Raw genomic sequence first — 21,875 nt, 5'->3', positions numbered from 1 at the left:
GGGTCGCCGTCAGTCGTGATAGTCGGCGGGATCGATCTCAAGCAGCTTGAATCGCCGCCAGAGGGTGGTGCGGCTGATGCCCAGGTGCTGGGCCATCTGGCTCACCTGCCCCTTGCAGGCGTGGGCGCAGCGCAAGATGGCTTGCCGCTCTAGCTCCGCCAGTGTGAGCAGCGGTTGCCCCACCACCTCATCCGCTACCAGTTGATAGCCGTGACGGATTGCGGCTGGCAGTGCCTCCGGCGGGATCAGCCCCTGACCGGAATGAAGCAGCGCATACTCGACCGCGCTGCGCAGCTCCCCCAGATTGCCGGGCCAGGGATAGGCGAGCAGACAATCGAGTGCCGCCGGACTGAACTGGCGCACCGGCTCGCGCCCCTGCGCCGCCAACTGCTGGCTGATCAGGCCCGGCAGATCCGCCGCTCGCTCCCGCAGCCCCGGCAGCCACAGCTCGCACGCCTGCAAGGCATAGAGCAGCTGGCGGCCAAACAGCCCCTCCTGCACCAGCTGCTCCAGCGGGGCGCTGCTGGTGGCAATAATCCGCACTTTGAGCGGCAGGATACGGGCCGAATCGAAGCGCTGGATGCGGCCGGTCTTAAGCAGTTGCAGCAGCGCCGCCTGCATGGGAGCAGAGAGGCACTCCACCTGCTCCAGCACCAGGGTGCCGCCGTGGGCCAGCTCGAACTTGCCCGCCCGCTCCTGCCCCGCCTCGTCGGACCCCATCAGCTCCAGCGCCATCCGCTCGCTCGGCAGCGCCTGGCAGTTAAGGGTAATGAGCGGCCCGGCGGCCCGTTCGCTGCCAAAGTGGATCGCCTCCGCCAGCTGGGCTTTGCCCACCTCCTCCTCGCCGCGCAGCAGGATGGGGCCCGTGCTCTGGGCCGCCTGCCGGGCATAGCGCAGCAGCTTGCGCATGGCGCTCGACTCCCCCACCAGCGCCGACAGCTCGGGCACCGTCTGGCGCAGCTGGTGGATGGCCCGCAGCCGATCGACCGGGTGCAACAGGGCGATAAAGCTGACCCCCTCCGGCCCCGGCAGCGGCTTGAGGCTCACCAGCGCGTTGATAAACTCCCCCTCCTGCGCGCCGAGCCGCTCCAGCGTCACCTCCACATGACTCAGTGGCGTCTGCCCCTTGATGGCCAACTGCAACCGCTGGGGCAACAGCAGGTGCTGCTCCAGCGGCTGGCCGAGACAGAGCGCCGGATCGAGCCGCAGCCGGTGGGCCGCCAGCGCGTTGAGGTAGCGCAGCCGCCCCTGCGGGTCCCAGGCCAGCACGCCGTCATCCATGCCATCGAGCAGGGCGTAAAGCTCGCTCAGGTGGTGCTGGGACTCCTGCATCAGGGTCTCCATCTGCAGCAGATGGGCCAGCTCGCGCCCGGCGCTGACGGTGAGCGCCAGATCCCCGGCGCTCGCCTCCTCCACCTTGCAGATCAAGGCGATGATAGCGACCTGACGGCCGTTGCTGTTGTAGACCGGGCTGGCACAGCTGTGCCACGGGTGGAGGGTCTGGTTGAAGTGCTGGGGGCCGCTGACGCAGAGCGGCACTCCCTCCAGCGCCGCCAGATTGATGGCATTGGTGCCGATGCGCCCCTCGCTGAAGAAGGCGCCGGGGCCAAACCCCAGCGCCGCCAGCTCGCGCAGGGTGTCGGGATGACCGGTCTGAGCCAGCAGGCAGCCGCTCTCGTCGGTGAGCAGCAGGGCGCAGGGGCGCCCCTCCATAAATTCGTAGAGATCTTCGAGGGCCATCTCGCCGGTGGTGAGCAGGTCGCGCTTGCGCTGACGCAGGCTCTGCAAGGTCTGCCCCTTGGCGCTGTGAGGCGGATGCCAGAGGGTGGCACTGGTCTGGTGGGCGCAGCGCAGCCAGGAGGCCTGCAGATAGTCAGGCCAAGGCTGCAGTGGCTGAAGGTCAGATGGCATGGTCACAGCAATATCCGGCAAGATGTGAGCCGACCATTTAACCACGCCAGCGCCCCCGATTCAGTGACCTGTCTCAGAGGGCTGTGATGCCATTGGCCCCCTCTCAGATCCCCGTCATGCCGATCTCGTCGAGCTGGACGTGAGCGGGTTGGCGCAGGGTGTAGAGCACGGCCTCTGCCAGATCCTCCACCTGCAACCAGCCGGGCTTGCGCTCCCCGGGGCAGGCCGGGGGCGGCACCTGGACCAGACCGGGGCAGAGGGTATGAACCCGGATGCCCTGATGCTGCACCTCTTCCCGCAGCGCTTTGGCGAACCCCAGCACGGCAAACTTGGCGGCGCAATAGACGCTGGCCCTGGCATAGCCGTTCTTGGCGGCCTGGGAGGCGATGTTGATGATGGTGCCGTGACGATGGGCCAGCATGTCCGGCAGGCAGGCCTGGGTCAGCAGGAAGGTCCCCTTGGCGCAGGTGTCCATGACCCTGTCCCACTCCGACTCCGGCAAGTCCTGCACCAGGTAGTCGCTGCCGACCCCGCTGTTGTTGACCAGCAGATCGATGGGGCCGAGCCGCTCCCGAGTCTCGGTATACCGGGCGCGGACCTGGGCGCCGTCGCAGAGATCCAGCGTGAGCGGCAGTACCCTCACCCCGTATCTGCCCTGAAGCCGCGCCGCCTCCTGTTCCAGCAGCCCCAGGCGGCGCGAGACCAGGACCAGCTCCACCCCCTGGCTGGCCAGGGCCTCGGCGATGGCCAGCCCGATACCACTGGCGCCACCGCTGATCAGGGCGCGTGTTGCTCTCAGTTCGTTCATCTTGTCTCCTCCTTCAATAGAGCAACCATTGTGTCGGCAGGGGCTAGGGAAGCCTAGGGGAGGGAGGGGGTGGATTCGAACCCAGGTTCGTGTTTTGACGCGCTGATTCGAACTTTGGTTCTATGTTGGCGCAACCGGGCCCAAGCTGTGCGAAAAAAGACGCCGCCCAGTGGGCGGCGTCTTGCTTCTCTTGCGGGTGGGTCACTCCACCGGGGGGGATGCGGGCGCTTCTGCGGCGGGCGTTTGCTCCCCCTCTTTTATCCAGGCATCCAGCAGGGTGTAACCCACCGCCAGCACCACGGGGCCGATGAAGAGCCCGATAATCCCCAGCGCCAGCAGGCCGCCGATGACGCCCACCAGGATCAGGATCAGCGGCAGGTCGGCGCCGCGCTTGATGAGGAAGGGGCGCAGGAAGTTGTCCATGGTGCCCGCCAGCAGGGACCAGACCAGCAGGAAGGTGCCCCAGGTGGTATCCCCGCTCCAGTAGAGGTAGCCCACGCTGGCCAGCAGCACCGGGAAGGGGCCTATCTGGGCGACGATCAGCAGGAACATCAGCACCACCAGGATCATGACGTAGGGAATGCCCGCAATCAGCAGGCCGATTCCGGCCACCGAGGATTGCACCAGGGCGGTCACCACCACCCCCATGGCGACGGCGCGGATGGCCTGGGAGGCGAGCACCACGGCGTTGTCGCCGCGCTGGCCCGCCAGTCGGTGGGCGAAGCGGCGAATGCCGTCGGCGGCTTTTTCCCCGGAGTGGTAGAGCAGGCCGCAGATGGCCACCGTCAGCAGGAAGTGGACGAACAGCAGGCCGAGGTTGCCCGCCTGGGCCGCCAGCCAGCGGGCTGTCTGGCCGAAGTAGGGGGCCAGCTTGGCGAACAGCACCTGACCGCCGCTCGCGAGGATCTGCTGCCAGAACTCGAACAGCTTGTCGCCGACCAGAGGCACCTGTTGCAGCCAGAGCAGCTCGGGGGGCGGGGAGTGGCTCAGCTCGGTGCCGAGATCGATCAGCATGGGGGCCTTCTCCGCCACGTTTGCCAGGGCCATGAACAGCGGAATGACGAACATCAGCAGCAGGATGCAGCTCATCAGCAGCGCCGCGAGGGTGCGTTTGCCCCACAGCAGGCGCTGGGCCATCTGCATCAGCGGCCAGGTGGCGATGGTGATCATGGTGGCCCACACCAGAGCGGGCAGGAAGGGGCGCAGCACCATGAAGCACGAGATGATGAGCAGGCTGAGAAACAGCAAGCCCAGGGTGATCTTGGCCAAATCCACTTTTTTCATATGCATTGCGTTCCCTTTAGCGAGGGGGAGAGCTCCGTGGTCCGGAGCCCGTATTGATAAAAGACAGCAACCACCAGAGCGCGGCACTCAGCCAGAATCCCAGGCAGCCATAGAGTAACCCTTTTCCCACCAGGATCAGCACTGAGCTGTCGGTGAGCATCGGGAGCGCCAACAGCAGTCCCCCGATGAGCAGGCCGCCCGCCAGGGCCAGCAGGGCGGCGTGGAGGGCGGGGGCTGGGTGTCGTTCGAGTTGTAGCAGATTACCCGATACCAGTCCCAGGGTGAACATGGCGAGCCCCGCCAGGGCGGTGGATTGGGTCAGCCAGCCCGCCAGGGCACAGGCCAGCAGCAGTAGCAACCAGGGTGCTTGGCGCTGCGCCAGCGTCGCCAGAGGGGCGCGCAGCGCCAGCAGCAGGGCGCCGAGACCCAGGCCGGCCGCCACATCCGAGAGGAAGTGCACGCCGAGCCAGATGCGGGCCAGCCCGGCCAGGACTGCCAGCAGCAAGGCCAGCCCCATGCCCTGCCAGGCTCTGAGGGAGGTCAGGGCGCCGAGCAGCAGTCCCCAGAACAGCAGGGTCGATGCGGCGTGGCCGCTCGGCATGCCAAGGCCCTGGGCACTCCTTTGCCCCAGCGTGGGGTCGAGGTGGAAGGGCCTGGGCCAGGCGATCCCCTCCTTGAGCAGCTGCACCAGCAGGGTGAGCAGCACCATGGCAAACAGCAGGTTGCGCAGCCTTGGCCAGCCCAGCAGGGGGAGCAAGAAGGGGATCAAGGCTAGCTGGAAGGCCGCGGATCCAAGCAGATTGCCGACCTCAAGCCAGCGCGCGTCTGGCCCCAGCCACTGCTGCAGGCGCTGGATCAGCGGCAGCTCTGCCCTGTGCAGGACGTTGCCTTCGGTACTGAAGTCCGGCACCCACTGCACCTTGCTCTCGGGCACCTGGGCCAGCCGGGGGGCGAGCCAGTCGAGTTGCGTCGGGAAGCGGCGCTGATCATGGGGCAGGCTGGCGGCATCGATCAGCCTGGCGTTGAGGATCTCGCCGCCGAGGTTCGGGGCCTCAAGCAGGGAGACAAAACCCGAGCCGCGCTGGGCCCGGATGGGGGTCAGCGTCTGGCAGGCGAATACAGTGGCGCGCTGCCAGCGCCCCAGCTCCCCGGTGATCCGGCCATGGAGCCCCGTCTCCTCAAACAGCTCCCGCAGGGCCGCCTGGGTGGACGTCTCGCCCCCGTCTATGTAGCCGCCACTCAGGCTGTAGCGATCGGAGATCCTGTCTTGCACCAGCAACAGCGTCTGCTGGTGGCGGATCACGCAGGCGGCCGCAGAGGGGGGTGATTCGGCGGCAAACAGGGAAGATGAGAGGGTGCCGAACAGCAGAAGCAGGAAAAGAGCGGGTCTGAGCATGATGGCGCTAATAAGGGAATAGATGGGGACAAGGGTCACAGAAATCAGATACTTGGGCAATGACTTCCGGTGGATGGCCGGCGCCGGCAGGGCAAGCGACGATCCAATCTGGGGTGCAAGGATTGCCGTTGGCCCGGGCAGTCCCTAGTATTGGCGGCTATTGTTCTTCTCATTCAACACATCTTGGGGCCTTTCATGCGACAGTTCGGTTTCTTCCTGGGGATTGCCATCGGCGTCATCCTGATACTGTTTGGCAGCATCGTCATCTTCCAGGCGCTGCCTGCCGCACTGGACGTGCTGGAGATGCCGAGCCGCATCCCTTTCGTGCGCGAGGTCTACACCTGGCTGATGAGCAGCGCCAATGGCCTCACCGCCCAGCTGGAGCAGAACTTCCTGGAAGCCTTCCAGACAGTGCTCAAGCTGATCCTGCTCATCACCTTCATGTGGGTCTGCGTCAAGCTGGTCAACATGGGGGTGCTGATCATCCGGGCTGGCGTCGATCTTATCCGCACGGCCATCGAACACAGCGAAGACAAGGTGGCCAAGCCCACCGAGCAGGATCGCCACTTTTAAGGCTCCCCTGCCCATTCGCAGATAAACAACAGGCCATCCTCGGATGGCCTGTTTGCATGGTGAACGGGTTCGCCCTCTTAGTTGAGCAGCTTCTCCAGCTCGGCCTCGGCATCCGCCCTGGCCTGATCGCTCTGCTTGATCGCCTTGTCTGCTCCCGCGTCGGCCTGTTTGTGCACAGTGCTGACCGCATTGCTGACGACCTTGTCCGCCTGCGGCTGCACCGTGGCGGAGGCGTCGCTGACGGTCTTGTTCGCTTGCTGCTGTACCGTGGTGGTGGCGCTGCTGGCGGCCTGTTTGGCTGAGTCGCTGACGGCCTTGCTCGCTTGCTGCTGTACCGTGGTGGTGGCACTGCTGGCGGCCTGTTTGGCTGAGTCGCTGACGGCTTTGCTCACCTGCGGCTGCACCGTGGTGGCGCTGCTGGCAGCCTGTGTGGCTGAGTCGCTCACGGCCCGCTTGGCAGAATCCGTCACGGCTTGGTTGGCCTGCTGCAGGGTGCCGGTGACGCTCTTGTTCACCTGCTGGGTCGCTGCGCTGGTGGCGCCGTTGACCGCCTGGCTGGCGGAACTGGAGATCGCCTGGGTCGCGCTCTGTTGCAGGTTGCCCATCACATTGCCAAGCAGGGAGCCGCTTGTTCCCGTCATCACCTTGCCGGCGTCGGTGAGGGCGGTGGCGGTCGGGTTGCCGGCCTGCCACTCCTGCATGGCGCTCGGCCAGGTCGGGGTCGCCGCCGTCAGGTTTTCGCCAAATACCTGAGTCGCGCCGTCTCCCTTTTGCAACATGACGGAGAGCTGGTTGGTATCGGCGTTCCACACCATGCCGGCCTGTTTGGCTACATCCGGTACCGGGGCGTAGCGGGAGACCACGTAAAACAGCGGCCCCTCCTGCTGCAACTCGTTGGCCGTCTTGAGCAACTGCATGGTGCTGTCGTAGTTGGGTCCCAGCATGGCGGTCATTCTGTCCTTGATCAGCGGCTGTTCGAACAGGTTGGCTTCGTTCGGATCGAATCCGACCAGAGGTTTGAGCAGGGCCCACATCAGCTGGCTGGTGGGGCTCATCATCAGCAAGGGGGCCACACAGGCGGACAACATCAGGCTCAGGCAGGCGGCCTGGAGCAACGGCATGATACGCATCGACAACATATCCAAGTAATTATTTGATTAATGAGGTTATATGCTGTCTTTTCCCGACAGCATGACCCGAACTGGCCCGGTTTCTCACCCATGGGATCGGCGGGCGCTGGCAGGCTATCATATTGCTTCCGGAATGCCAGATGAGCCGACATTTATTGGTCAAGTCGGCGACACCTGTGGTCGCTTTAGTGGATCACTCTCTCGTTGTCACAGGTGTCACCCATGATCCGAACCGCGTTTTGTCTGTTTGCCCTCGGCGGTCTGTTCCCCGTGCTGGCGGCCCCGGCATCGAACCCCCTCAGCCATTCGGTGGGCACAGATCTGGTGCTGCCCCTGGGCTCATTGCCCGAGCGGGTCTGCTGGTATCAGGATCAGAAATATTCCCTCGGCGCCCGCATCCAGCAGGGGGATCTCTGGCTGGAGTGCGGCCCGCAAAACGAGCAGGAGAGCAACGGGCCCCTGGCCTGGCGCGAACCCGCCATGTATGGGCCGGTCGACGAGGGGGCGACCAGCAGGGAGACGATCAGGGTAGGTCAGTGAGCCTTTTCTTGATCCAGCTACAGACACGGGCGTGACCCCTGTCGCATAATGCAGCTCCTTTCTTCTCTTGGCTGGAACCTAAGAAATGGCTCGTCGCTCTTCCAATGCACAACGTCGTCGCAGTAGCTGGTGGTACAAACGCTTGTTGGCAAGGGAGCGGGAAGAGCGCGAAGCGCGTTCCGTCCGGGATTGATACAGCAGTGAAAACAGAGCCTTGGGCTCTGTTTTTTATTCATCACCGCAGACGATCACTGTGACTCTCTGCCTATGCACAACGTCGTTGCCGTCGTGAGCTGGTGGTACAAACGCTTGTTGGCAAGGGCGCGGGAAGCGCGCGAAGGCGCTGCGTCCGGGATGGATACGGCATTGAAAAACGGAGCTTCGGGCTCCGTTTTCTATTTATCACCGTCAACATCACGACAACGGGGGCCATCAGGCCCCCGTTTTGCGTTTGCAGATATTGCCTGCTTGCGGCTTAGCGCTGCAAGGCGGCCAGTGCCAGTTCGACCCGTTTGGCGTACTCGGGGTCGGCCTGCTCGAAGTGCTTGAGCTGGGCCGCGACTATGGCGTCATCCTCCACATTGATGAGGGAGCGGGCCAGGTTGGCGGCGAGCCGTGAACGCTGCCCCTCGTCCATCAGGCGGAAGAGATCCCCCGGCTGGCTGTAGTAATCGCTGTCATGGTCACGGAAGTCGTAGTGCAGGGCGGCCCCTTCCAGACTCAGCGCCGGTTCGTGCTGCTCGCTCGGTTGCTGGGTACCGAAGCGGTTCGGCTGGTAGTTGGGGCTGGCGCCGCCATTGCTGTCCGCCCGCATGGCGCCGTCGCGGTGGGCACCGTGGTGGAACGGGCAGCGCGGAGCGTTGACCGGCAGCAGGCCGTGGTTGACGCCGAGGCGATAGCGCTGGGTGTCACCGTAGGAGAAGAGCCGTCCCTGCAGCATGCGATCCGGCGAGAAGCCGATGCCGGGTACCACGTTGGCCGGGGTGAAGGCGGCCTGTTCCACGTGGGCGAAGTAGTTGTCCGGGTTCTGGTTGAGCTCCAGCACCCCCACCGGGATCAGCGGGTAGTCGCTGTGCGGCCACACCTTGGTGAGGTCGAACGGGTGAATTTTGTAAGTCTGGGCGTCGGCCTCCGGCATCACCTGCACATAGACCTTCCAGCGCGGGAAGTCGCCCCGCTCGATGGCATTGAACAGATCCGCCTGACTGGTCTCTCTATCCTGACCGACGGCATTGGCCGCCTCTTCATCTGTGTAGAAGCTGTGGCCCTGCTCGGTCTTGAAGTGGAACTTGACCCAGAAGCGCTCGTTGGCCGAGTTGATGAAGCTGAAGGTGTGGCTGCCGTAGCCGTTCATCTCCCGCAGGCTCTTGGGGATGCCGCGATCGCTGAACAGTATGGTGACCTGATGCAGGGATTCCGGATGGCGTGACCAGAAGTCCCAGGCGGCGGTGGCGCTGCGCAGGTTGGTGCGCGGATCCCGCTTCTGGGTGTGGATGAAGTCGGGGAATTTCAGCGGATCGCGGATGAAGAAGACGGGGGTGTTGTTGCCCACCAGATCCCAGTTGCCCTGCTCGGTGTAGAACTTGAGGGCGAAGCCGCGCACGTCGCGCTCGGCGTCGGCGGCCCCCTTCTCACCGGCCACGGTGGAGAAGCGCAGGAAGACCGGGGTCTGCTTGCCGACGGCGCTGAACAGGTCGGCCTTGCTGAATTGGCTGATGTCGTGGGTGACGGTGAAGGTGCCGTAGGCGCCCGAACCCTTGGCATGAACCACCCGCTCGGGAATGCGCTCGCGATCGAAGTGGGCGAGTTTCTCCATCAACCAGATGTCTTGCATCAGCACCGGGCCGCGGGGGCCGGCGGTGAGGCTGTTGTTGTTGTCGACGACGGGGGCACCGTTGGCGCTGTGCAGGGTCTTGTCGGTCATGAATGTCTCTCCTTGTTGATAGGGGGTCAGCCTACGGATCTGCACAGTGACGGGCCAATGGGCTTTTCCTAGCCCTTTGATAGGCAAGACAAATGGGTGCGGGGGGATGTGTAACCGCGCCGGATATTGCATGATGGGGGTTTCGAGAAGGAGCCTCATATGCAGACTACTATCCGTCATGCCGAACCCACCGATGCCCCCGCCTTGCGGGATCTCTACGCCCTGCCCAATGCTCAGGCGGGCACTCTGCACCTGCCCACGCCTCCCCTTAGCCAGTGGCAGAAGCGGTTGGAGAGCAGTGATGTAGTCGCCTTGGTGGCGGAGGTAGATGGGGGGCTGGTGGGCCAGATAGCATTGCATGTGGAGCCCAATCCCAGACGCAAGCATGTGGCAGGTATTGGCATGGGGGTGCGGGATGACTGGGCGGGCAAGGGGGTTGGCTCCGCACTGATGGCTGCGGCACTGGATCTGGCCGATAACTGGCTCAACCTGCACCGGATTGAACTGACGGTTTTCGTCGATAACGAAGCTGCGTTGGCGCTTTATCGCAAATTCGGCTTTGTGGAAGAGGGACGGGCCCGCGACTATGCCTTCCGGCAGGGGCGCTATGTGGATGTGTTCTATATGGCCAGGGTGCGCTCATGATCGACTATCGCGAGCGCCTGACTCCCGTGCTGCGGGCACTGGAGCAGGAGCCGGATCTCTCCATCGAGGAGCTGGCGAGCCGCGCCTGCCTCTCCCTCTATCACTTCCACCGGGTGTTCACCGCCGTGGCGGGTGAGGCGCCAGGGGAGATGTGCCGGCGGCTGCGGATGCAACGGGCGGCCTGGCAGCTCTGCTACACCGACGCCAGCGTCACCGCCATCGCGCTGGGGGCCGGCCTGGCCAGCTCCCAGGCCTTTGCCAAGGCGTTTCGTCGTCACTATGGCTGCACCCCGGGAGCGTTTCGCCGTGACAAGAGCAAGAATGGACACCTGATGAGCAAGGATGGACACGCACTTGCGCAGCCGGATCCTTATGCTGAGGGTCACTCATCAGCAAGGAGCAACACCATGAAAACCATCGAGATGGACGCCCGTACTCTGGCCTATGTCCGGGTCACCGGCCCCTATGGCGAAGGGTATGACGCCGTCTGCAACCGCCTGCACCAGTGGGCCGCTACCCGCGGGCTCGAGCAGGGGGAGTGGATCTTCATCTACCACGACAACCCCGAGGTGACGCCACCGGCCCAGTGCCGTACCGACATCGGTGTCACAGTGCCCTGGGAACGGGGGAGGTGGAGACCCAGCTCATCCCAGCCGGGCGTTACGCCCAGTCCCGCTACCTCATCACGGATCGCAACCAGTACGGGCCGCGCTGGCAGGAGCACATAGGCGACATCGTTTCCGCCGGGCTGGCGTTCGGCGACGGCCCCTGTTTCGAGCTCTATCACAGTATGAGCAATGATCCTCTGCAGGACGACGTGAGCTTCTGCTCCAGCGTGCGATAAGCGCGTGGCAATGAAACGAGGCGCCCAGAGGCGCCTCGTTTCATTGCGTGTTGGTGCCCCGGACCTGCACAGTCAGGCACATGGGCAGATCCCCATGCCGACGCCCATCAGGGCTGGCTGGACACCTTGTTCCGGCGGGACTTCCACCACCAGCGCAGCCGGATCTGGGAGATGAGCATGCCCGCCAGCATCAGGGTGCAACCAACGATGGCCCTCTCGTCCAGATGCTCTCCCAGCAGCAGCACACCGCCGATGGCGGCGAACACCGTCTCCAGACTCAGGATGATGGCGGCGTGGGCCGGGTGGGCACCGCGCTGGCCGACCACCTGCAGGGTGTAGCCGATGCCGACCGAGACCAGACCCGCGTAGAGCAGGGCCTGCCAGCCCGCCATGGCGCCGCCGAGGGTCGGAGTTTCGATGACAAAGGCCGTGCCAAGACTGAGCAGGCCGCACACCACGAATTGCACTCCCGCGAGGCGAATGGGGGCGACCCGGTTCGAGTAGTGATCGAGCACCAGCAGGTGAATGGCCCAGAACAGGGCGCCGATCACCTGCAACAGATCGCCGTAGCCTATGGTGAACTCTTCGGTGACGCTGAGGTAGTAGAGCCCGGCCATGGCGATGAGGGCGCCTACCCAGGTGTTGGCCCCGGTCTTGTGGCGCAGTGCCAGGCCGATGACGGGCACCAGTATGATGTAGAGACCCGTGATGAAGCCTGCCTTGGCGGCCGTGGTGTAGAGCAGCCCCACCTGTTGCAGGGAGGCGGCGCTGAACAATACGCCCCCGGCGATCAGGCCGCCGACCAGCAGCAGGCGGCGATCACCGGATGGTGAGCCTGGTTGCGGCTTGGGCTGACGCGATTTGAGCCACCACAGCAGCGGCAGCAGGGAGAGGGCGCCGAGCAGGAAGCGCAGGCCGTTGAAGGTGAAAGGCCCCATGTGATCCATCCCCAGGCGCTGGGCGACGAAGCCCAGTCCCCAGATGGCGGCGGCCATCAATAACATCATGTTTGAACGCATACGGATTCATCCCTGAGAGAGCAGTCAAGGGAGCACTCTGGCCCCTGTCAGTACGATACCCGCCTGCGGGGGGCTTTGTCGCCGGTGATTTGTGATCCGGCGTGGTCCCTGGATGAGGGAGGGGCGCCGGTGCTCAGTCGCTTGCCAGCCTGGCGAGCAGGGGCAGCAGGGCGAGCAGTAGCAGGTTGCCCCGAAGGATCCAGATCACCCAGAACTGTTGTTGAATGGAGACGATGGGGGCGCGCCCCTGACGCAGAGAGCGGCGCCAGTGATGAAACAGCCGGCTGGGGTAGCCGAAGCTGAGGGCCATGGCGAAGAACAGCAGCAGCTTGGTGCGATAGCCGGGATTGGCCAGCAGGGCCGCCGGTTGCAGCGGGTGGGCGAGCACCATGAGCACGCCGGTGATGAAGATGAGCAGCAGTGCCAGCGCCGCCAGGCTGTCCGCCAGCAGCAGCTTGCGCACCTGTTCGATGGACATGCCACGCCGGAACAGAAAGTACTCCGAGGTGATGGCGCCGGTCAGGGTGATCACGGCGCAATAATGGAGCGCGGTCAGCAGTTCCGGGTTCAACATCCGAGCCTGTTCCTTCTCGTTGGCCACATGGCAAGCTTCCTTTTGGACGCCATCGGGCGGGGCTGATATTCTGACACTACACGACCTCAGGGGATAGCAGGAGTCAGGGTTGGATAAGCGAGCAGTCTCCAAAAAAACCTGGTCCCTGGTTGCCAGGATGCGTCTGGGCCTGTTGCTGTTGTTCATCCCCGTGCTGATGCTGGGTGCCATCTACTACCTGCACATGGAGCGCAGCCTGCAACACGAGTTGCAACAGCGCCTGCTCGCCACCAACCACCAGTTGCGTCACGTCTTCATCGAACCCTATCTACACGAGATGGAGCGCGAGTTCACCCTCATCTACAACCAGGTGAAGGTGGAGGACATCAGCGGCCCCCGGCTGAACCATGCCGAAACCTACCTGAAGGAGTGGCAGCTCTACAAGGGGGTGATGGCAGACCTCATCTATATCTATGTCGGCACCGCCGAACGCCAGATGTTGATCTATCCCGAATGGCAGGCGGATGCCGGCTTCGATCCCCGGGAGCGCCCCTGGTATCAGCTGGCCAGCCAGCATGTGGGCAAGATGGTCTGGACCGAGCCCTATTACGACTACACCAACGGCAATCTGGTCATCGCTCTGGCGCGGGCACTGACCGACAAGGAGGGCAGAGTGCGCGGGGTGTTCGCGGTCGATGCCGTGCTGGCCCCCTTCTCCGCCCAGCTGAACCGGCAATTGAACAGTGGTTACCAGATGATCGTCAATCAGTCCGGCAAGGTGCTGGCCCACCCCGATCCTTCCCAACTGCTCAAGTCCATGACCCACCCGAGCTGGCTCTCCCGCTTCAGTCGGGAGGATGGCATCTTCCTGGATCAGGATTCCCGGCAGTTTGTGGCCTACAGCCGCTTGCCTGATCGGAACTGGGTGCTGATCAGCGTGCAGCCGGCGTCGAGCATCCAGGCCGTGGTGGCTCGGGCCTTGCTCAACGTGCTCGGGGTGGTGCTGCTGGCCAGCGTGCTCTACATGGTGTTGGCGCTGGTCTGGTCCCGTTACTTCAGGCGCATGCTGGACGAGATCTCCACCATGATCCGCGCCAGCCGAATGCAGCCTGACGAGGTGCCCCATGGGGGCATGCACGAACTCAGGCATGTCTATGCCGAGCTGGCGGAGGTGAGCAAGGATTACCACGAGGCGCGCCAGCAGGCGAACCTCGACAAGTTGACCGGCCTTTACAACCGTCGCTTTTTTGACGAGCGAGTCAATCGCCTGCTGCTTGAGCACCAGCCGTTCTGTCTGGCCATGATCGATCTGGATGATTTCAAGCGGGTCAACGATACCTATGGTCACCAGACCGGGGACGTAGTGCTCAAGCGGGTGGCCAACTTTGGCGCCAAGCTGCTGGAGGATCACGGCTGGGTCTGCCGCTATGGTGGCGAGGAGCTGGTGGTGCTGCTGGCCAACCCGGATATTCACTTCTGTCAGATGCTGCTGGAGCAGTACAGGATCGGGGTCGCGTCGCTGGACTGGCGCGAGCCCGGCCTCGGGATCACCTTCAGCGGTGGTCTGGTGGCGAGCGCCCCCGGCCTGGATGCCAAGGAATTGCTCGATATCGTCGATGCCGAGGTGTATCGCGCCAAACGGGATGGCAAGAACCGCATCTATCTGGGGGGAATCGCTCCCTCGGCACAGAACGAGGTACCGCCGGAAGACGATGGGGTACTGAGCAAAGAAGAGGCCTGAGGGCCTCTTCTTCATTCAGCAGTTCAAGGGAGCCGCTGCCATGCCCACAGGGGCCAGCCCAGCTCAGAGGCGCACTGGCGCAGCGCGGGGGCCGGATTGACCGCATGAGGATGGCTCACCGCCCGCAGCATGGGCAGATCATTGTGGGAGTCGCTGTAGCCAAAGCTCCCCTGCCAGAGCTGCTCCCGCCCGGCAAAGAGCTGGTTGATGCGGGCCACCTTGCCCTCGCGAAAACTCAGGGTGCCGCGGGTCTGGCCGGTCAGCATTCCTTCCTCCTCATCGAGCAGAATGGCGACGCAGTGATCCATCCCCAGCATCTTCGCCATGGGCGCCACCAGATGCTCGCCGGAGGCGGAGATCAGCACCAGATCGTCGCCCCGATCCCGATGCCACTCGATACGCGCCAACCCCTCGGGGTAGAGGCGCTCGCGCAGCACCTGCTCGGCAAAGTGGTGGCACTGCTGGCTGAGCCACTGGCGCGACTTGCCCGCCAGCGGTTGCAGAGTGAAAGCCATGTACTGGTGCATGTCCATCTTGCCCTGATGGTAGAGGGACATCATGGCCTGCTCTTCGGCCACCATGTCCTCCGGAGCCAGCTCCTCGGCCACCATGTACTCCAGCCAGAGGCTGGCGGAATCCCCCGCGATCAGGGTCTCGTCCAGATCAAACAGTGCCAGTGCCATGCGGGCTCCTTGCGGTAACAACGAAAATGAAACGAGGCGTCATGCTACCTCACAGAGTTGATCCCGGGCCACCGCCAGGGTCACGGCACTGCCGGTAGCCAGCAGATCGCTGGCAGAGCGGTTGAGGCAATCCACCGTCAACAGCCCCGCCTCGCACTCCACCTGATAGCGGATCACGTTGCCGAGCAGCTGCTGCTGGCGAATGACGCCGGGCAGGCTGGGTTCGCTGCTGGTCGCCCCGGCGGGCAGCAGGGTGATGGACTCCGGCCGCAGTGCCAGCTTGCCCTGAAAACGGGGGCCGAACAGCGACTTGCCCTGCTCGGCGCCGAGCAGGTTGTAGTTGCCGATAAAGCTCGCCACAAACTCGCTGGCGGGACGGGTGTAGATCTGCTCCGGCGTGCCGCTCTGGACGATGGATCCCTTGTTCATCAGGAAGATCCGATCCGACAGGGTGAGCGCCTCCTCCTGATCGTGGGTCACGAAGATGGTGGTGAGTTCAAGGCGCTGCTGGATCTCGCGGATCTGCTGGCGCAGGCTGCGACGGATGCGGGCATCCAGCGCCGAGAGCGGCTCGTCCAGCAGCAGGATCCGCGGCTGCACCACCAGGGCGCGGGCCAGTGCCACCCGCTGGCGCTGGCCGCCGGAGAGCTCGGCCGGATAGCGGCGCTCGAAGCCGGTCAGCTCCACCAGCGCCAGTGCCTCTTTCACGCTGGTCGATAGCTCGCGCCCCGGCTGGGGCTTCATCTTGAGGCCGAAGGCGACGTTGTCCCACACCGTCATGTTGGGAAACAGTGCATAACTCTGGAACACCATGCCGATGCCCCGCTTCTGGGGCGCCTGCCAGGTGATGTCTTCCCCGGCCACCCGCACCTGACCGCCATCCACCGGGGTGAGCCCGGCCAGCGCCCGTAGCAGGGTGGACTTGCCGCAGCCGGAGGGGCCGAGCAGGGTCACCAGCTCCCCCTTGCGAATGCCGAATTCGATCCCCTCGAACACAGGAGTATCGCCGTAGGATTTGTGCAACTGATTGACTTCTAAATGAAACATCTTGGATCACCGATGAAATCTGTTGGCCGCCCAGGTGAGCAGCAGGGTCAGCAGGAAATAGCTCATCACCAGCGCACTGGTGAAGTGGCCCGAAGTGGCGCGCATGTTGTAGAGGTAGACCTGCAGGGTCTCGTAACGGGTGCCCACCAGCATGTTGGCAAACACGAACTCACCGAGCAGGAAGGAGAGGGAGAGAAACAGCGCCGCCAAGAGCCCCTTGCGCAGGCAGGGGATCACCACCAGCAGGAAGGCGCGCCGACTGCTCGCCCCCAGCAGATGGGCGGCATCCATCAGATCTTTCAGCGGCACCCCTTGCAGGCTGTTGGCCAGCGCCCGGTACATAAAGGGGAGCACCACGGTGAACCAGGTGCCGATCAGGATCCATGGCGTGCCGATAATGGGCAGAACGCCGTCGGCGTAGATCTGCAGCAGCCCCACCGACGAGACCACTGGCGGCACCGCGAAGGGGAGCAGGATCAGCAGGTTCATCCAGGGATCCAGCTTGGGGAAGTAGTAGGCCACCACCAGCACGGTTGGCACCAGCACCAGAGTCCCCAGCAGCAAGGTGGCGAAACAGACCAGCAGGCTGCGGCCAAACGCCGCCAGAAAGCGCGGATCACCCCACAGTTTGAGATACCAGTCGAGGGTGAAGCCATCCGGCAGCAGGGTCGCCCCCCAGCGGGTGGAGATGGAGTAGAGAAACGTGGCCAGCAGCGGCAGTAGCAGGGTGGCGACCAGCCCCCCCAGCACCCACTTGGGCCAGCGCGGCGTCAAATCATGCATGGGATTGCCCCTTGTTCACATAGCTCTTTTTCAGCAGCCACTGGTTGGCGGCCGTCACTACCCCCAGTAGCACCATCAGGATCACCGCCAGCGCCGCCGCCAGGTTGGGCTCGAGGAAGATGTCGCCGGAGACCAGACTGGCCACCCTGATAGTCACCAGATTGAAGTTGCCTGTGGTGAGGGCATAGGCAGAGGCATAGGCCCCCACCGCGTTGGCAAACAGGATGATCAGGGTGCCGAGCAGTGCGGGAGTCAGCACCGGCAGCGCCACGTGCCACACATATTGCCCCTTGCTTGCCCCCAGCAGCGCGGCGGCCTGGGGCCACTCATCCTGCAGCGCATCGAACGCCGGGTAGAGCAACAGCAGGGCGAGCGGGATCTGGAAGTAGGTGTAGATGAGGATAAGGCCCGACCCCGAGTAGAGGTTGAAGCCATCGATGAGGCCCCAGGATTTCAACAGCAGGGTAACCGCGCCGTTGATGCCAAGAATGATGATGAAGGCGAATGCCAGCGGCACGCCGCTGAAGTTACCGGTCATGGTGACGAAGGCCAGCAGCAGCCGCTTGACCCGCTCACCGCTGTGGCGCAGCGCGGCGGCCCCGAGCGTGCCGATGGCGAGCCCCGCCAGACTGGCGATACCGGCGATGCGCAACGAGTTGCCGAACGATTGCAGGTAGAAGGGGGAGCTCAAAATCTCCCGATAGTAGTCGATGCCCCAGCCATCCGGGGTCTGAAAGCTGCCCACCAGCACCCACACCATGGGGGCGAGCTGGAACAGGATCATCAAGAGGACAAAGGGCAGCAGCACCAGGGCCGGCAGCCAGTGACGGTGTGCCCTGCGCCGGGTTGCCACGGGTTGATCCGCGAGGATCTCGGTGGTTGCAGGCATCATCAGTGCACCTCGCGCATAAAGGTCGCCTTGAGCAGCGGCGGGCCGCTCGGCTTGTCGTGGGGAACCCCCAGCAGGTCGGCCATCAGGGCGCAGAGCTGGGTCTGGGCAATCACCACCCCATCCGGCCAGCGATCAATAAAGGCATCACCAAACAGCCAGAGCGGCACTGTGCGCTCCTCGGGCAGGGTGCCACCGTGGCTCAGGTCGTTGTTCATGCCGTGATCCGAGGTGATCACCACCTGATACCCCTCTGCCAGCCACTGGGGCAGCAGATCGGCCAGCAGGCTGTCTATGCGGCGCGCCTGATTGCGGTACTGGCGGGAATCGAGGCCAAACTTGTGGCCCGCATCGTCCACCCCCATCGGGTGGATCAGCAGAAAGTCGGGGTCGTACTGGCTGCGCAGCCACTCGCCATCTATCAGCAGGTGGCTGTCGGGGTAGTTGTCATCCCAGTAGAAGCAGCCGTGCTGGATCGGCAGTTGCTCGTCATGGGTATAGCGATCCCGGGCCGCCAGCCAGGGGCTCTGGTTGTAGAGTTCGCTCACCCAGTAATAGGCCGCGGCCGCGGTGCGTTTACCCGCAGCACGGGCCAGATGGAAGATGGCGTCATGCTGGCTGAGGCGACTCACCCCGTTGTGGGTGATGCCGCTCACCACCGGCGGCACGCCGGTCAGGATGCACTCGTAGAGGGGTCGGGAGAGAGACGGCAGGGCAGCATTCAGGGTCGTATGCAGACCGCGCTCTGCCTCCACCATGCCGAATAGGTAGCCCATGCAATGGGCTACCTCGGCTGCCAGACCATCCACAAGTACCACTATCACCTTGTGTTGCACTGGATTCCCTTACTGCATGTTGATCATGACGGTTTCTTGCCACTGGCGCGGCAGGGCCTTGGAGCTCTGCTCCCAGGCAGCGTGATCCTGCACTGGTTTGGCATTGGCGTACTGCTCGGCCGGCAGCAGCTTGGCCTTGACGTCATCCGGCAGGGTCACATTGCTGCGGATGGGGCGGGCGTAGCCGCGGGCCAGGTTGATTTGACCGGCATCGGAGAGGATGTATTCTCGCGCCAGCTTGGCGGCGTTGGGGTTCTTGGCCCACTTGTTGATGATGGTGGTGTAACCGGCGATGACGGAGCCGTCGCTCGGGATCACTACCTCAAACTTCTTGGGGTCGATCTGGTCGCGGTAGTTCAGGGCGTTGAAGTCCCACAGCACCCCCACTTCCACTTCACCCTTCTCGATATTGGCGATGGTCGGGTCGTTCAGCGACAGACGGCCCTGCTTGGCCAGCTGGCCGAACAGATCCAGGGCGGGCTTGAGGTTCTTCTCGCTGCCGCCGGTGGCATAGGCCGCTGCCAGCACGCCGTTGTTGGCCTGGGAAGCGACGCCCACGTCACCCAGGGTCACCTTGTAGTCACCGCCCAGCAGGGATTGCCAGCTGGTGGGGGCAGCCTTGACCAGATCCTTGTTGATCAGGAAGGCGATGGTGCCGGTATAGGCCAGCATCCAGTGACCGTCCGCATCCTTGGCCCAGTTCGGAATGTCCGCCCAGGTGGAGGGTTTGTAGGGCTGGGTGACCCCCTGCTTGACCGCCACCGGACCGAAGGCGCCGCCCACGTCACCGATATCAGCGGTAGCGTTGGCCTTCTCGGCGGCGAACTTGGCGATCTCCTGCGCCGAGCTCATGTCGGTATCCTGATGCTTGATGCCGTAGATGCTGCCCAGCTGCTGCCAGGTATCCTTCCAGTTGGCCCAGCTGTCGGGCATGCCGATGCTGCTGAGTTGCCCTTCACCGCGGGCGGCCTTCTCGAGATCCGCGATGTTCTCGGCGGCAAACAGCGGTTGACTGATGGCCACCAGGGCCAGTGCACTTGCGATCACGCTTTTCATCATCCCATCCCTCTGGACTAGGTCAGTTAAGGTTCGAGAGGGATGCTAGAGGGGAAATATGACGGTGGCGGGGCGCTTTGATGGCGTTTTCGTGACAATAGTCCTGTCATGGCGCTGTCATCCGAAGCGGTTACAACTCGGGACCGACAGCCGCTGGTCTACTCCAGGGGGCGCACACCGGAATGACCGACAGGGACGTGACAGTGACAGAGCGATTGAGTGAACAGGGGCTGACCGATGGCCGCAGCCCCTCCAAGTGCGAACAGATTTGCCAGACCCTGCGCCGCTATATCGGCAGCGGCCAGCTGGGGGCCGGGCAGCAGTTGCCCGCCGAACGGGCGCTGAGCGAGCGCTTCGCCACTACCCGCATCACCATCAAGGAGGCGCTCTCCAGCCTCGAGGCGGATGGCCTTATCTACCGGGCCGAGCGACGCGGTTGGTTCGTGGCGCCGCCTCGCCTCACCTATGACCCCGCCATCCACACCCACTTTCATCAGTGGATCGGCGAGCAGCAGCGCACCGCCGAAACCCGGGTGCTGGCCCACGGCGGCGAGCTTGCCAGCAGCGAACTGTGCCGCTGGATGGGGTTGGTGCCCTTCACCCCGCTTTATGAAATCCGCCGCCAGCGACTGATCGACGGCCGCCCCGTGCTGCACGTCAGCCACCATCTGCTGGCGAGCCGCTTTCCCGATATCGCCATCGCCCCGCTGGCCAGTTCCCTCACCGAGCTCTATCAGCAGCGCTATGGCATAGGCCAGGGTGGAGCGAGCCTGGAGATCACCCCCTCGGCGGCTCGCGGAGAGATAGCCCGGGCCCTCAATCTGGCGGAGGGGAGTGCCGTGCTAAGACTGGTGCGGGTCAACTACGACGAGCGGGGGGCGCTGGTGGATTGCGATATCGAACACTGGCGGCAGGATGCGATCCGTATCTGTCTGGATACGCGCGTCTTGCAGCCGCTCTCAGGCACACTGCAGCAAACCCGGCTCGTTGACTAGGGAATATCCAGAGCACTGACGGGCACTGCATCCGAAGGCGGCAAGAGGGCCTGAATGGCCGATGTAAGGCTAACGACCGAGCCAGCGAAAACGGACGGATCCCGCAGGATCCGCCGGGATCAGTTGTCGATATTGGGGATAAGGTCGTCGAAGCTCTGGTAGCCGCAGTCCGCCAGTTGCAGCGACATGGTGTAGGTCTTGCTGCCCTCCCGCTGGCCGATGGCGGGGCGGTTGAGTTTGAGCTCCTGATGCCAGTACTCCTTCATGCGATCGATCAGGGCCATGGCTTCGCTCTCGTCCAGGTGGAGCTGGCACAGCGCCATGTAGTTGTTCGACTTGTGCATGTTCTCCACCAGATAGTCCCCCAGCACCGACATGGCCTGGCGTGCCTGCTGGCGGGCGAAGCGACTGTGCTGTTCGAAGCTGATGCGCTCGCTGATGAGGAAGTGGTAGCTGTTGTCGATGCCGAGCTGCAATATGCCGAGCTTCTCCAGCTTGCGCAGATAGAGGTAGCAGGATGCGTCGGTCAGGCCGTATTCGCGCTTGAGATCGATGAGGGTCTTGTCGCGCCAGAAGATGTTGGCGAGGAAGGCGTAGAGGCCGGGCTCCTTGTGAAACGCCTCGTCCTGCTCCTGGGTGAAGACGGCGCGGCGGCTCTGGGCATCCTGGGTGCGATCCAGCAGCTCCTCGAACGAGAGGCCCACCAGATGGCAGATCTCCAGCAGGGTGTCGAAGGGCAGGGAGGGTTTGTTCATCATCCGCTTCACGGTGGCGATGGAGACCCCCATGGCTTCCGCCAGGGTCTGATAGCGGATCCCCTTGTCGGTCAGGGTCTTCTTCAGGGTGTCGAGAATGTGGTTGGCCAGGGTCTGGCTGTAGGTCATGCAACTATTCCTTTATCTGCATTTTTAGTCGTGTCAAAAAGTGAGTGATTTATCTGTATTGGGCTCAGTTTTTGACACCTAGAAAAACCAGAGGAGAGTAACCCGGTTATAACGGCTGAAATGGCCTGACCAGTTGTGGTGCAAGGTGGCAGATAATGACACTCGGTGGTGCATATCCTTCAACCTTCCAACATTTTGCTGGTGATGCATATTACATCGCACATAATCCAACACGAATCGGATTCAATACCTTCCTGGTTGAGAAAACGATTGTTTGCTTCCAATTTAAGGGTTTTTTTAACCGCAAGGTTTTATTCTTTCCTGGCATTGAGCG

Annotated in this window: 20 protein-coding genes and 1 pseudogene; 6 read left to right on the top strand and 15 right to left on the bottom strand. The window is 63.5% G+C overall.

What is annotated here, in order from left to right; genetic code table 11:
- Positions 1-9: 9 nt before the first annotated feature.
- The 4 genes from dhaR to BN1127_RS00215 form a co-directional block, all read right to left on the bottom strand.
- Positions 10-1,911 carry a dihydroxyacetone kinase operon transcriptional regulator DhaR gene (gene dhaR, locus BN1127_RS00230; protein ID WP_042648090.1) on the bottom strand — a complete coding sequence of 634 codons (1,902 nt, stop codon included), beginning with the start codon at positions 1,909-1,911 and terminating at the stop codon, positions 10-12.
- 103 nt (positions 1,912-2,014) lie between these two features.
- Complete coding sequence (locus tag BN1127_RS00225) at positions 2,015-2,719, bottom strand: SDR family oxidoreductase (protein WP_005330060.1); 705 nt, start codon at positions 2,717-2,719, stop codon at positions 2,015-2,017.
- 201 nt (positions 2,720-2,920) lie between these two features.
- Positions 2,921-4,009 carry an AI-2E family transporter YdiK gene (gene ydiK / locus BN1127_RS00220; RefSeq protein ID WP_041206533.1) on the bottom strand — a complete coding sequence of 363 codons (1,089 nt, stop codon included), beginning with the start codon at positions 4,007-4,009 and terminating at the stop codon, positions 2,921-2,923.
- 10 nt (positions 4,010-4,019) lie between these two features.
- Positions 4,020-5,399, bottom strand: a complete 1,380-nt coding sequence (locus BN1127_RS00215) for a bifunctional NUDIX hydrolase/phosphatase PAP2 family protein (protein WP_042648089.1) — start codon at positions 5,397-5,399, stop codon at positions 4,020-4,022.
- A gap of 195 nt (positions 5,400-5,594) precedes the next feature.
- On the opposite strand from BN1127_RS00215, the gene BN1127_RS00210 reads away from it, so the two are divergent.
- Complete coding sequence (locus tag BN1127_RS00210) at positions 5,595-5,972, top strand: hypothetical protein (RefSeq protein WP_005330064.1); 378 nt, start codon at positions 5,595-5,597, stop codon at positions 5,970-5,972.
- A gap of 77 nt (positions 5,973-6,049) precedes the next feature.
- On the opposite strand, the gene BN1127_RS00205 is transcribed toward BN1127_RS00210, so the two are convergent.
- Positions 6,050-7,102: a hypothetical protein gene (locus BN1127_RS00205; protein WP_042648083.1), complete on the bottom strand. Its 1,053-nt coding sequence runs from the start codon at positions 7,100-7,102 to the stop codon at positions 6,050-6,052.
- A 222-nt stretch (positions 7,103-7,324) separates the two neighbouring features.
- On the opposite strand from BN1127_RS00205, the gene BN1127_RS00200 reads away from it, so the two are divergent.
- Positions 7,325-7,642 carry a YnjH family protein gene (locus tag BN1127_RS00200; RefSeq protein ID WP_156139731.1) on the top strand — a complete coding sequence of 106 codons (318 nt, stop codon included), beginning with the start codon at positions 7,325-7,327 and terminating at the stop codon, positions 7,640-7,642.
- Positions 7,643-8,117: 475 nt separating this feature from the next.
- On the opposite strand, the gene BN1127_RS00195 is transcribed toward BN1127_RS00200, so the two are convergent.
- Positions 8,118-9,566, bottom strand: a complete 1,449-nt coding sequence (locus BN1127_RS00195; protein ID WP_042648082.1) for a catalase — start codon at positions 9,564-9,566, stop codon at positions 8,118-8,120.
- Between the two features lie 159 nt (positions 9,567-9,725).
- On the opposite strand from BN1127_RS00195, the gene BN1127_RS00190 reads away from it, so the two are divergent.
- Positions 9,726-10,211: a GNAT family N-acetyltransferase gene (locus BN1127_RS00190; RefSeq protein ID WP_042648081.1), complete on the top strand. Its 486-nt coding sequence runs from the start codon at positions 9,726-9,728 to the stop codon at positions 10,209-10,211.
- Positions 10,208-11,055, top strand: a pseudogene (locus BN1127_RS00185) (AraC family transcriptional regulator). Before BN1127_RS00190 ends, BN1127_RS00185 begins: the two are co-directional and overlap by 4 nt.
- A gap of 107 nt (positions 11,056-11,162) precedes the next feature.
- On the opposite strand, the gene BN1127_RS00180 reads toward BN1127_RS00185, so the two are convergent.
- Together BN1127_RS00180 and BN1127_RS00175 are read right to left on the bottom strand one after the other, a co-directional pair.
- The gene (locus BN1127_RS00180) at positions 11,163-12,074 is read right to left on the bottom strand and encodes a DMT family transporter (protein ID WP_042648080.1); all 912 of its coding nucleotides are present in this window, start codon (positions 12,072-12,074) and stop codon (positions 11,163-11,165) included.
- 133 nt (positions 12,075-12,207) lie between these two features.
- Positions 12,208-12,648, bottom strand: a complete 441-nt coding sequence (locus tag BN1127_RS00175) for a DUF2214 family protein (RefSeq protein WP_042648087.1) — start codon at positions 12,646-12,648, stop codon at positions 12,208-12,210.
- A 109-nt stretch (positions 12,649-12,757) separates the two neighbouring features.
- Here BN1127_RS00175 and BN1127_RS00170 point away from each other — a divergent pair, with 109 nt between their 5' ends.
- Positions 12,758-14,368 (top strand): sensor domain-containing diguanylate cyclase, encoded by a 1,611-nt coding sequence (locus BN1127_RS00170; protein ID WP_042648079.1) that lies wholly within the window; start codon positions 12,758-12,760, stop codon positions 14,366-14,368.
- 23 nt (positions 14,369-14,391) lie between these two features.
- Here BN1127_RS00170 and BN1127_RS00165 read toward each other — a convergent pair whose 3' ends face one another.
- Genes BN1127_RS00165 through BN1127_RS00140 form a run of 6 tightly spaced genes read right to left on the bottom strand, consistent with a single transcriptional unit; the run spans position 14,392 to position 19,662 of the window.
- Positions 14,392-15,051 (bottom strand): HAD family hydrolase, encoded by a 660-nt coding sequence (locus BN1127_RS00165; protein ID WP_042648078.1) that lies wholly within the window; start codon positions 15,049-15,051, stop codon positions 14,392-14,394.
- A gap of 39 nt (positions 15,052-15,090) precedes the next feature.
- On the bottom strand, positions 15,091-16,098 hold the full coding sequence (locus BN1127_RS00160; RefSeq protein WP_042648077.1) for an ABC transporter ATP-binding protein: 1,008 nt from the start codon (positions 16,096-16,098) through the stop codon (positions 15,091-15,093).
- A gap of 6 nt (positions 16,099-16,104) precedes the next feature.
- Positions 16,105-16,881, bottom strand: coding sequence for an ABC transporter permease (locus BN1127_RS00155; RefSeq protein WP_042648076.1), 777 nt, complete (start codon positions 16,879-16,881; stop codon positions 16,105-16,107).
- Positions 16,874-17,773, bottom strand: coding sequence for an ABC transporter permease (locus BN1127_RS00150; RefSeq protein WP_042648075.1), 900 nt, complete (start codon positions 17,771-17,773; stop codon positions 16,874-16,876). Before BN1127_RS00150 ends, BN1127_RS00155 begins: the two co-directional genes overlap by 8 nt.
- Positions 17,773-18,606, bottom strand: a complete 834-nt coding sequence (locus BN1127_RS00145) for an alkaline phosphatase family protein (protein ID WP_042648074.1) — start codon at positions 18,604-18,606, stop codon at positions 17,773-17,775. Before BN1127_RS00145 ends, BN1127_RS00150 begins: the two co-directional genes overlap by 1 nt.
- Positions 18,607-18,615: 9 nt before the next feature.
- On the bottom strand, positions 18,616-19,662 hold the full coding sequence (locus BN1127_RS00140; protein WP_042648073.1) for an ABC transporter substrate-binding protein: 1,047 nt from the start codon (positions 19,660-19,662) through the stop codon (positions 18,616-18,618).
- Between the two features lie 182 nt (positions 19,663-19,844).
- On the opposite strand from BN1127_RS00140, the gene BN1127_RS00135 reads away from it, so the two are divergent.
- Positions 19,845-20,657 (top strand): UTRA domain-containing protein, encoded by an 813-nt coding sequence (locus BN1127_RS00135; protein WP_042648072.1) that lies wholly within the window; start codon positions 19,845-19,847, stop codon positions 20,655-20,657.
- 119 nt (positions 20,658-20,776) lie between these two features.
- On the opposite strand, the gene BN1127_RS00130 is transcribed toward BN1127_RS00135, so the two are convergent.
- On the bottom strand, positions 20,777-21,541 hold the full coding sequence (locus tag BN1127_RS00130) for a helix-turn-helix domain-containing protein (RefSeq protein WP_005330085.1): 765 nt from the start codon (positions 21,539-21,541) through the stop codon (positions 20,777-20,779).
- Positions 21,542-21,875 lie beyond the last annotated feature (334 nt).

This window comes from Aeromonas media, from assembly GCF_000819985.1.
In the GTDB taxonomy this organism is placed as follows: Bacteria; Pseudomonadota; Gammaproteobacteria; order Enterobacterales; family Aeromonadaceae; genus Aeromonas; species Aeromonas media.
This window is presented reverse-complemented; position numbering and strand designations above follow the sequence as displayed.

Excerpts from the sequence above, each read along its gene's own strand:
- dhaR (WP_042648090.1), bottom strand. The coding sequence starts at position 1,911 with ATGCCATCTGACCTTCAGCCACTGCAGCCTTGGCCTGACTATCTGCAG.
- BN1127_RS00225 (WP_005330060.1), bottom strand. The coding sequence starts at position 2,719 with ATGAACGAACTGAGAGCAACACGCGCCCTGATCAGCGGTGGCGCCAGT.
- ydiK (WP_041206533.1), bottom strand. The coding sequence starts at position 4,009 with ATGCATATGAAAAAAGTGGATTTGGCCAAGATCACCCTGGGCTTGCTG.
- BN1127_RS00215 (WP_042648089.1), bottom strand. The coding sequence starts at position 5,399 with ATGCTCAGACCCGCTCTTTTCCTGCTTCTGCTGTTCGGCACCCTCTCA.
- BN1127_RS00210 (WP_005330064.1), top strand. The coding sequence starts at position 5,595 with ATGCGACAGTTCGGTTTCTTCCTGGGGATTGCCATCGGCGTCATCCTG.
- BN1127_RS00205 (WP_042648083.1), bottom strand. The coding sequence starts at position 7,102 with ATGCGTATCATGCCGTTGCTCCAGGCCGCCTGCCTGAGCCTGATGTTG.
- BN1127_RS00200 (WP_156139731.1), top strand. The coding sequence starts at position 7,325 with ATGATCCGAACCGCGTTTTGTCTGTTTGCCCTCGGCGGTCTGTTCCCC.
- BN1127_RS00195 (WP_042648082.1), bottom strand. The coding sequence starts at position 9,566 with ATGACCGACAAGACCCTGCACAGCGCCAACGGTGCCCCCGTCGTCGAC.
- BN1127_RS00190 (WP_042648081.1), top strand. The coding sequence starts at position 9,726 with ATGCAGACTACTATCCGTCATGCCGAACCCACCGATGCCCCCGCCTTG.
- BN1127_RS00180 (WP_042648080.1), bottom strand. The coding sequence starts at position 12,074 with ATGCGTTCAAACATGATGTTATTGATGGCCGCCGCCATCTGGGGACTG.
- BN1127_RS00175 (WP_042648087.1), bottom strand. The coding sequence starts at position 12,648 with ATGTTGAACCCGGAACTGCTGACCGCGCTCCATTATTGCGCCGTGATC.
- BN1127_RS00165 (WP_042648078.1), bottom strand. The coding sequence starts at position 15,051 with ATGGCACTGGCACTGTTTGATCTGGACGAGACCCTGATCGCGGGGGAT.
- BN1127_RS00160 (WP_042648077.1), bottom strand. The coding sequence starts at position 16,098 with ATGTTTCATTTAGAAGTCAATCAGTTGCACAAATCCTACGGCGATACT.
- BN1127_RS00155 (WP_042648076.1), bottom strand. The coding sequence starts at position 16,881 with ATGCATGATTTGACGCCGCGCTGGCCCAAGTGGGTGCTGGGGGGGCTG.
- BN1127_RS00150 (WP_042648075.1), bottom strand. The coding sequence starts at position 17,773 with ATGATGCCTGCAACCACCGAGATCCTCGCGGATCAACCCGTGGCAACC.
- BN1127_RS00140 (WP_042648073.1), bottom strand. The coding sequence starts at position 19,662 with ATGAAAAGCGTGATCGCAAGTGCACTGGCCCTGGTGGCCATCAGTCAA.
- BN1127_RS00135 (WP_042648072.1), top strand. The coding sequence starts at position 19,845 with ATGACCGACAGGGACGTGACAGTGACAGAGCGATTGAGTGAACAGGGG.
- BN1127_RS00130 (WP_005330085.1), bottom strand. The coding sequence starts at position 21,541 with ATGACCTACAGCCAGACCCTGGCCAACCACATTCTCGACACCCTGAAG.